The organism is Methylobacterium sp. 22177 (genome assembly GCF_052045615.1).
GTDB lineage: Bacteria > Pseudomonadota > Alphaproteobacteria > Rhizobiales > Beijerinckiaceae > Methylobacterium > Methylobacterium radiotolerans.
This window is the reverse complement of sequence record NZ_JBQEPK010000089.1, coordinates 1-8,443: the sequence shown is the minus strand read 5'-3', so window position 1 is coordinate 8,443 and position 8,443 is coordinate 1. Positions and strand designations below refer to the sequence as shown.

General features: G+C 69.7%; 8 protein-coding genes. 5 read left to right on the top strand and 3 right to left on the bottom strand.

What is annotated here, in order from left to right:
* Both ACTJK8_RS31760 and ACTJK8_RS31755 read right to left on the bottom strand, forming a co-directional pair.
* A partial coding sequence (locus tag ACTJK8_RS31760; RefSeq protein WP_440763150.1) for an ABC transporter substrate-binding protein occupies nt 1–714 on the bottom strand: 714 nt, incomplete at its 3' end.
* Nucleotides 715–833: 119 nt separating this feature from the next.
* Nucleotides 834–1,460, bottom strand: coding sequence for a DUF938 domain-containing protein (locus ACTJK8_RS31755; protein ID WP_440763149.1), 627 nt, complete (start codon nt 1,458–1,460; stop codon nt 834–836).
* Nucleotides 1,461–1,705: 245 nt separating this feature from the next.
* Here ACTJK8_RS31755 and kaiC point away from each other — a divergent pair, with 245 nt between their 5' ends.
* Genes kaiC through ACTJK8_RS31735 form a run of 4 tightly spaced genes read left to right on the top strand, consistent with a single transcriptional unit; the run spans nt 1,706 to nt 5,800 of the window.
* Nucleotides 1,706–3,394, top strand: coding sequence for a circadian clock protein KaiC (gene kaiC, locus ACTJK8_RS31750; RefSeq protein ID WP_440763148.1), 1,689 nt, complete (start codon nt 1,706–1,708; stop codon nt 3,392–3,394).
* Complete coding sequence (locus tag ACTJK8_RS31745; protein WP_012319919.1) at nt 3,391–3,732, top strand: circadian clock KaiB family protein; 342 nt, start codon at nt 3,391–3,393, stop codon at nt 3,730–3,732. The genes kaiC and ACTJK8_RS31745 overlap by 4 nt, the downstream gene beginning before the upstream one ends.
* Nucleotides 3,733–3,740: 8 nt before the next feature.
* The gene (locus ACTJK8_RS31740) at nt 3,741–4,046 is read left to right on the top strand and encodes a circadian clock KaiB family protein (RefSeq protein ID WP_029359961.1); all 306 of its coding nucleotides are present in this window, start codon (nt 3,741–3,743) and stop codon (nt 4,044–4,046) included.
* Complete coding sequence (locus ACTJK8_RS31735; protein ID WP_024829610.1) at nt 4,046–5,800, top strand: PAS domain-containing sensor histidine kinase; 1,755 nt, start codon at nt 4,046–4,048, stop codon at nt 5,798–5,800. The genes ACTJK8_RS31740 and ACTJK8_RS31735 overlap by 1 nt, the downstream gene beginning before the upstream one ends.
* A 9-nt stretch (nt 5,801–5,809) precedes the next feature.
* Here the strand turns inward: ACTJK8_RS31735 and upp are convergent, their stop codons facing one another.
* Nucleotides 5,810–6,445: a uracil phosphoribosyltransferase gene (gene upp, locus ACTJK8_RS31730; protein ID WP_029359962.1), complete on the bottom strand. Its 636-nt coding sequence runs from the start codon at nt 6,443–6,445 to the stop codon at nt 5,810–5,812.
* A gap of 474 nt (nt 6,446–6,919) precedes the next feature.
* Here upp and ACTJK8_RS31725 point away from each other — a divergent pair.
* Nucleotides 6,920–8,443 (top strand): methyl-accepting chemotaxis protein (locus ACTJK8_RS31725; protein ID WP_440763147.1); only part of this gene is annotated, 1,524 nt, incomplete at its 3' end.

Below are 8,443 nucleotides of genomic sequence, written 5' to 3'. Positions count from 1 at the left end.
GATGCCGGTGACGATCAGGTCGGGCTTGGCCGCCTCGATCTTGTTGTAGATCGGCGTGAAGTCGCCCGTGTCCGGCGAGAAGCGGATGTGATCGACCACCTTCACGCCGATCTCCGGCAGGCACTTCTCGTAGCCGACGTCGAGCGGCCGGGTCCAGGCGGCGTCCTCGCTCATGATCGCGGCGGTCTTCACCTTCATCAGGTCGATCAGCAAGTCCTTGGTCGAGTCGCAGATCGACTGGGCCAGGGCCGCCGAGGTCAGGTAGCCGTGGAAGGTGTACTTGTTGCGGGCGTAGTCCTTGTGGACCGCGAGACTGATCTCGTTCGAGGCCGCGCCCGGCGTGATCATCGGCGTCTTGAGCCGGGCCGCCCAGGGCATCAGCGCCAGCACGACCTCCGAGATGTAGCTGGCGATGACGAGGTTGACCTTGTCCTCGGAGACCGCCCGCTGGAAGGCGCGGACCGCGTCGGAGGCGGAGGACTTGTCGTCGTAGGTGACGACCTGGATCTGGCGGCCGTCGACGCCGCCCTGGGCGTTGATCTCGTCGGCGGCGAGCTGGACGGCCTGCGGGATCGAGGCCCCGACCACCGACTGGGCCTCGGCGATCACCCCGATCTTGATCGGATCGGCGGCCCGCGCCTGCGTCGATCCCAACAATCCGGCCACTGCGAGCAGGGCCAGGGCCCGACTCGAAACGCTGCGTTCCATCGGCATGGGCTTCCTCCTGCGGCCCCTGCGGCTTTTGCCGCCGCATCGGGTCCAGGACCGGATTGTGCATCACGCGGCAGCTTGAATACAGTGTGCAGATACGGAAAGCCGTGACAGACGACGGCTCACCTGTTCGAACGTTCGAAGATCACGCTGAGATTGTTCGCCGGCATCGCTACGCGCCGGATCAGGTCCAGCCCGTGCCGGGCCGCTTCCGCCGCGACGGCGTCGAGGTCCCGCACGCCCCAGGCCGGATCCCGGCCGCGCAGGCAGGCGTCGAAGGCGGCGTTGCTCTCCGCGAAGGGCCGGTCGGCCTCGCGGAACGGGCCGTACAGGAACAGGATGCCGCGCTCGCTCAGGACACGGCCGGCTCCGGCCATCAGCCCCGCGGTGGCGGCCCAGGGCGCGATGTGGATCATGTTGATGCAGACGATCCCGTCGACCCGCGCGACGGGCCAGGCCGCGGCCGCGGCGTCGAGGGCGAGCGGCGGCCGGATGTTGTCGAGCCCCGCGCGCAGCGCGTGCGCGGCGATGCTGCGCCGGGCGGCGGGCTCGGGATCGCTCGGCAGCCAGTCCACGCCCGGCAGGGCCGCAGCGACGTGGACCGCGTGCTCGCCGGAACCGCTGGCGATCTCCAGAACGGTGCCGCTTGCGGGCAGGACCTCGCGCAGGACGGCCAGGATCGCGTCGCGGTTGCGCGCGACCGCCGGCGCCGTCAGGGCGTCGTTCACATCAGCCTCCCAGCCGAGCATGGTTGCCCTCCGTCGGTCTGCGCAGTCCGTCGGCGGGATGCCGGCCGGACGCGTCACGCACCCGTATTGCGCGGGCTGACCCGTTGCCATACCGCATCCCAGCGGTGTTCCGCCCGTACAACGCGCCGTTCGAGCCGTCGTCCGCGTCCGCATCTGCGGATCGGGCCGGTCGGCCCGGCACGGGGGCGAGCGCTGCCGCGCTTCCGGACCAGCCCGCATCCGAGACGTCCAGGATTTCGCCCATCGTGCCCGCTCCGCAAGCCGCCCCGACACTGCCCAAGGTCGCGACGGGCATCACCGGTTTCGACGACCTGACCTATGGCGGCCTGCCGGCCGGGCGGCCGACGCTCATCTGCGGTGCGGCGGGCTGCGGCAAGACGCTGTTCGCCACGACCTTCCTGGTCAACGGCGCGACCCTCTACGGCGAGCCCGGCGTGTTCATGAGCTTCGAGGAGCGGGCCGAGGATCTGGCGGCGAACGTCGCGTCGCTCGGCTACGACCTCGACGGCCTCGTTGCCGCCGGTCATCTCGCCATCGACCACGTGCGCGTCGAGCGGAGCGAGATCGAGGAGACCGGCGCGTACGATCTCGAAGGCCTGTTCATCCGCCTCGGCTTCGCGGTGGACTCGATCGGGGCCAAGCGCGTCGTCCTCGACACGATCGAGACCCTGTTCGCGAGCTTCACCGATCCGGCGCTGCTCCGCGCCGAGCTGCGCCGCCTGTTCGGCTGGATCAAGGATCGCGGCCTGACCGCGATCATCACGGGCGAGCGCGGCGACGGGCCGCTGACCCGCCAGGGCCTGGAGGAGTACGTCTCCGACTGCGTCGTCCTGCTCGACAACCGCGTCGAGGACCAGGTCACCACGCGGCGGCTGCGCGTCGTGAAGTATCGCGGCTCGGCCCACGGCACCAACGAGTACCCGTTCCTGATCGATCACGCGGGGATCAGCGTCCTTCCGGTGACCTCGGCGGAGCTCGACTACGCGGTGCCCGACGGCATCCTCTCCACGGGGATCGCGGGGCTCGACGCCATGCTGGGGCCGCGGGGCTTCCATCGCGGCTCCGGAATCCTGATCTCCGGCGAGGCGGGAACGGGCAAGAGCATGCTCGCCGCCTCGATCCTCGACGCGGCCTGCCGGCGCGGCGAGCACTGCCTGGCCTTCGTGTTCGAGGAGAGCGGCGCTCAGATCATCCGCAACGCGCGCTCGATCGGGCTCGACCTCGCCGCGCACGTGGCGAGCGGCCGGCTCCGCTTCGAGGCCGCGCGGCCGAGCCTGTTCGGGCTGGAGACGCATCTCGCGCGGATGCACCGCGACCTCGACCAGTTCCGGCCGGACGTGGTGGTGCTCGATCCGATCTCCGCCCTGCGCGGGCCGTCGGGCGAGCTGCAGGCGACGCTCCTGCGCATGATCGACCTGATCAAGGTCCGCGGCATCACGGCGATCTTCACCACCCTGCGCGGCGACGACGCCTCGATCGAGGACAACGACCTCGGCGTGTCCTCGCTGATGGACGCCTGGATCAAGCTCCAGAACATGGAGGCGAACGGCGAGCGGACGCGGACGCTCTACGTCATCAAGGCGCGGGGCATGAGCCACTCCAATCAGATCCGCGAATTTCTGATGTCGTCGGGCGGGATCCAGCTGGTCGATGCCTATATTGGTCCTTCAGGTGTCCTCACCGGCACGGCGCGCCTGGTCCAGGAGGCGCAGGAGCGCGCCGCCGCGCAGCAGCACCGGGACGCGGCTGAGCGCAGGCTCCGGGACATGGCGCGCCGGCGCTCCGCCCTGGAGCGCCAGATCGAGGAGCTCAAGGCCGGTCTCGAGGCGGCCGTGGACGAGGAGGAGAGCCTGCGTGCCGAGGAGTCGGCGCGCGGCGTCACGCGCGAGGCGGAGCAGCAGGCGTTGATCGCACGACGGAGTGCCGCGGAATGAGCGATGCGACATCGGACGACCAGGCACCCGAGACGGATCCGGACCGGGAGTCCGGCCACTACCACCTGCGCCTCTACGTTGCCGGGCAGACGGCCAAGTCGCTCGCCGCGCTGACCAACCTGAAGCGGTTCTGCGAGGAGCATCTCTCCGGCCACTACGACATCGAGGTCATCGACCTCATGAAGAACCCGCAGCTCGCCGCCGGCGATCAGATCCTGGCGATCCCGACCCTCGTGCGCCGGCTGCCGTCGCCGCTGAAGCGGATCATCGGCGACCTGTCGAACACCGAGAAGGTGCTGGTCGGCCTCGACATCCGTCCCAAGGCCGACCGGCCTTGAACGCGGCCATGACCCCGTTGGCGGACGCCGAGCGTGTCCGGTTGCGGCTGTTCGTGGCCGGAACCGCGCCGCGCTCGCTGCGCGCGGTCGAGGTCCTGCGCCGCGTCTGCGAGGCCCACATCCCGGGCCGCTACGAGCTCGAGATTGTCGATATCTATCAGCAGCCCGAGCTTGCCGAGCGCGACGGGATCCTCGCCGCCCCCACTCTCCTGAAACTGGCGCCGGGGCCGGAACGGCGCCTCTCGGGCGATCTCCTCGACGAGGGCCGCGTGCTCCGCGGCCTCGAGATCGCGTCCGTCGCGGAGCCGTTCTGATGGGTGTGGATGCCCTGCTGCCCGGCGACGAGCCCGGGCTCGACGCCTACCGCGCCCATATCCGCGAACTGGAGGCGCGGCTTGAGGAGAGCGAGGAGACCCTCGCGGCCATCCGCCGGGGCGATTTCGACGCCGTCGTGGTGGAGGGGCCGAACCACGAGCGCCTCGTCTACACGCTCGAGAACGCGGACCGGCCTTACCGGGCGCTGATCGAGCAGATGCAGGAGGGCGCCTTCACGCTGGCGCTGGACGGGACGCTGCTCTACTGCAACCGGCGGCTGGCCGAGATGCTCGGCGAGCCGCAGGAGCGCCTGACCGGCCGGCCGCTCCAGGATTTCGTGCAGGCGGATGTCGACCTCGACCGCCTGTTCCGCCGGGCGATGGACAATCCCGTCCGCGAGGAGATCGCGCTGCACGCGGCGGGCTCGGAGAGCGCCACCTTCCTGTCGCTGAGCCGCTTCGCCTGCCAGGGCGGCCAGCCCCTCCTGTGCGGGGTCCTGACGGATCTGACCGAGCAGAGACGCAACATGCTCGCCCTCGCGGAGGCCCATGCCCGCCTCCAGTCCGAGAGCGCCGAGCGCGAGCGGGTGGAGGAGGCACTGCGTCAGTCGCAGAAGCTCGAGGCGGTGGGCCAGCTGACCGGCGGCGTCGCGCACGACTTCAACAACCTCCTGACGGTGATCAAATCCTCCACCGACCTGCTCAAGCGGCCGGCGCTGCCGGAGGAGCGCCGCCGCCGCTACGTCGAGGCGATCTCCGACACGGTCGACCGCGCCGCCAAGCTGACCGGCCAGCTCCTGGCCTTCGCGCGCCGCCAAGCGCTGAAGCCCGAGGTGTTCGAGGTGGGCGCGTCACTGCGGGCCGTGGCGGAGATGCTCGATTCGGTGACCGGCGCGCGCATCAGCGTGGTGGCCGAGATTCCCGCCGCGCCCTGCTACATCCGTGCCGATCTCAGCCAGTTCGAGACCGCGCTGATCAACATGGCGGTGAACGCGCGCGACGCGATGGGCGGCGAGGGCACCCTGACCCTGACGCTCTCGGGCGACCGGCCCATGCCGGCGATCCGCGGGCACGCGGGATCGCGCAGCACCTTCGCGGCCGTGTCGCTGTCCGACACCGGCATCGGGATCCCGCCCGACGTGCTGCCGCGCATCTTCGAGCCGTTCTTCACCACCAAGGAAATCGGCAAGGGAACCGGGCTCGGGCTGTCCCAGGTCTTCGGCTTCGCCAAGCAGTCCGGGGGCGACGTCGACGTGTCCAGCAGCCCCGGCCGCGGCACGACCTTCACCCTCTACCTGCCGCAGGCGGAGGATGCGCCGGACCTGTCCGCCGCCCCGCGCAGCGAGGAGACCGGGCTCGACGGTGCCAGCCTCTGCGTGCTCGTGGTCGAGGACAACATCGAGGTCGGCCGCTTCGCCACGCAGATCCTGGAGGATCTCGGTCACAAGACCGTCTGGGCGACCAATGCCGAGGAGGCTCTCGTCGAGATCGAGAGGATCCCCTTCCGTTTCGACGCCGTGTTCTCCGACGTGGTGATGCCCGGCATGGGCGGCATCGCGATGGCCCGCGAGCTGAAGCGGCGCCTGCCCGATCTGCCGGTGGTCCTCACCTCCGGGTACAGCCACGTTCTGGCCCAGGAGGGCGTCCACGGCTTCGACCTGATCCAGAAGCCCTACTCGGTGGATCAGCTGTCGCAGACCCTCCGCAACGTCGTCGGCAAGGGCCGTGCCGGAGCCAGGCGCGGCCGGCGCTGAGGCGGGCTGCTAGCGGGTGCCGTACATCCGGTCCCCGGCATCGCCGAGGCCCGGGACGATGTAGCCGTGGTCGTTCAGGTGGCTGTCGATCGCCGCGGTCCAGACCGGCACGTCGGGATGGGCGGCCTGGAACTTGGCGAGGCCCTCCGGCGCCGCCAGCAGGCAGACGAAGCGGAGGTCCGAGGCGCCCCTGGCCTTGAGGCGGTCCAGGGCCGCGATGGCCGAGTTGGCGGTCGCGAGCATCGGATCCAGCACCAGCACCGTCCGATCAGCCAGATCGGAGGGCGCCTTGAAGTAGTACTCCACGGCCTCCAGCGACTCGGGATCCCGGTAGAGCCCGATATGCGCCACGCGGGCCGACGGGACCAGCGACAGCATGCCGTCGAGGAAGCCGACCCCGGCGCGGAGGATCGGCGCCAGGACCAGCTTCTTGCCCTGGATCTGCTGCCCCTGCATCGGCTGGAGCGGCGTCTCGATCGTCACCGGTTCCAGCGGCAGATCCCGGGTCACCTCGTAGGCGAGGAGCATCCCGATCTCGTTGAGGATCTGCCGGAAACCTTTGGTCGAGCGCTTCTTGTCCCGCAGATAGGTGAGCTTGTGCTGCACCAGCGGGTGATCGACCACGGTGACCCGACCCGTCGACATGCCCAACACCTCTCCTCGCGGTTGAGGACCAATGCCGGAGCGGGAGCCGGGGCGCAACTCGTCCTCTCGGACAGCGCGGGGAGACGGGGCCGACGCGGCCGCGCGATTTGAGGCAGGCGTTCCGGCCGTCCCGGGATCACCCCGGCATCGCCGGACGGCTGCAGCCGAGCGGATCGACGCGCGGAGGCCCGGCACAGCCATCAATCATCGTTTCTAAAGAACGCTTTCATTCCGATGAGAAAAATTTGATTCTGAAACGATAGTGTTAATCGCCGTAGAAAACATCTGCGCCGGTAATGCGTATGCATTATTTGAAAACTGATCGGACATATCGGCGGTCATTATACCACACATATCGACGATAGCTGCCATGAAGGATCGACTTGCGCGTGAAATCAAAGGCTCTAAATGCGATCTTCGGCATCGATCCGATCGATGCGACCGTCTCACCCTCGGATCTGGCCGATCATCTACATGCGCGTTTCCCTTCCGATCAAAGTAATATTGGCACTCCTCTTTTCAGGACTTGCCCTGATTTCAGCCGCGCAGGGCAGCCTATCGCTCCATCAGTTGGCCGCGATCGGCGAGGTGGCGAGGGCGCTGGCCAAGGACTGGGTCCCCTCCCTCGAGAAGGTCGGCGCGATCGAAGTTTCGGCGTCCGAGGTGCGCATCAAGCAGTACCGGCTCATCCTCCTGTCGGACACGCCGGAGCATCGGGTGATCAACGAGGCAGCCCTCGCGAAGACGCACGCGCAGCTGCGCGACGCGCGCCGCGCCTATGAGCCGCTGATCAGCACCGCCGACGAACGGCAACACTACGGCGTCTTCGACGCGGCGTGGAGCCGATTCGAGCAGGCGGATCGGGACGTGCGGCGCCTGATGGAGGCAGGTCAGCAGGCGGAGGCGGCCAAGCTGCTGATCAAGCCCGAGGTCGTCGCGCTCTACGACAATGCCCGTGCCGCCCTGGCCCGCTTGGTAGACCACGACGAGAAGGCTGCGGCACAGGATGCCGACAGGGCGATGACGCGGATCGACACCGCGTCCGCCGCAGCCATCACCGGCATCGGTCTCTCGCTGGTGTCGGCACTGGCCGCGGCGATCTTCGGCCTGGTCTACATCTCGCGGCCGATCTCCGCGATGACCGGCGCGATGACGCGGCTGGCGCGGGGCGAGGCGGCAACCGAGATCCCGTTCCAGCATCGCCGCGACGAGATCGGCGCCATGGCGGCGGCCGTGCAGGTGTTCAAGGACAACCTGATCCGCAGCCGGCAGCTCGAGGCCGAGGCCGAGGCGGCCCGGCAGGACGCGGAGCGCCAGCGCAGCCTCGTCATGCGGCAGATCGCCGATCGGTTCGCCGACACCGTCGGCGGGATCGTCGCGCAGGTCTCGGCCGCGGCGACCGGCCTGCAGGCGACGGCCCGGAGCATGACCGAGACCGCCGCGCAGACCGCCGAGCAGTCGAGCACCGTCGCGGCCGCGGCCGAGCAGGCGGCCAGCAATGTCGGCACCGTGGCGGCGGCGGCCGAGGAGCTCGGCACCTCGGTCCAGGAGATCGGCCGGCAGGTCGACGGCTCGGCCAGCCTCGCGCGCGCGGCCGTCGCCGAGGCCGATCAGACCGGCGCGCTGGTCCAGGAGCTGAGCGAGGCGGTGACGCGGATCGGCGACGTGGTCGGGCTGATCTCGACCATCGCGGGCCAGACCAACCTGCTGGCGCTCAACGCCACGATCGAGGCCGCGCGTGCCGGTGCGGCCGGTCGCGGTTTCGCCGTCGTGGCCACCGAGGTGAAGGCGCTGGCCGAGCAGACCGCCCGGGCGACCGAGGAGATCGCCGGCCAGATCGGGCGGGTCCAGGCCTCGACCGGTCAGGCCGTGGCGGCGATCGGGACGATCACGGCGCGGATCCGCGACATCGACGGCGTCGCGACCTCCATCGCGGCGGCGGTCGAGCAGCAGGGCGCGGCCACCCACGAGATCGTCCGCAACGTCGGGCAGGCGGCG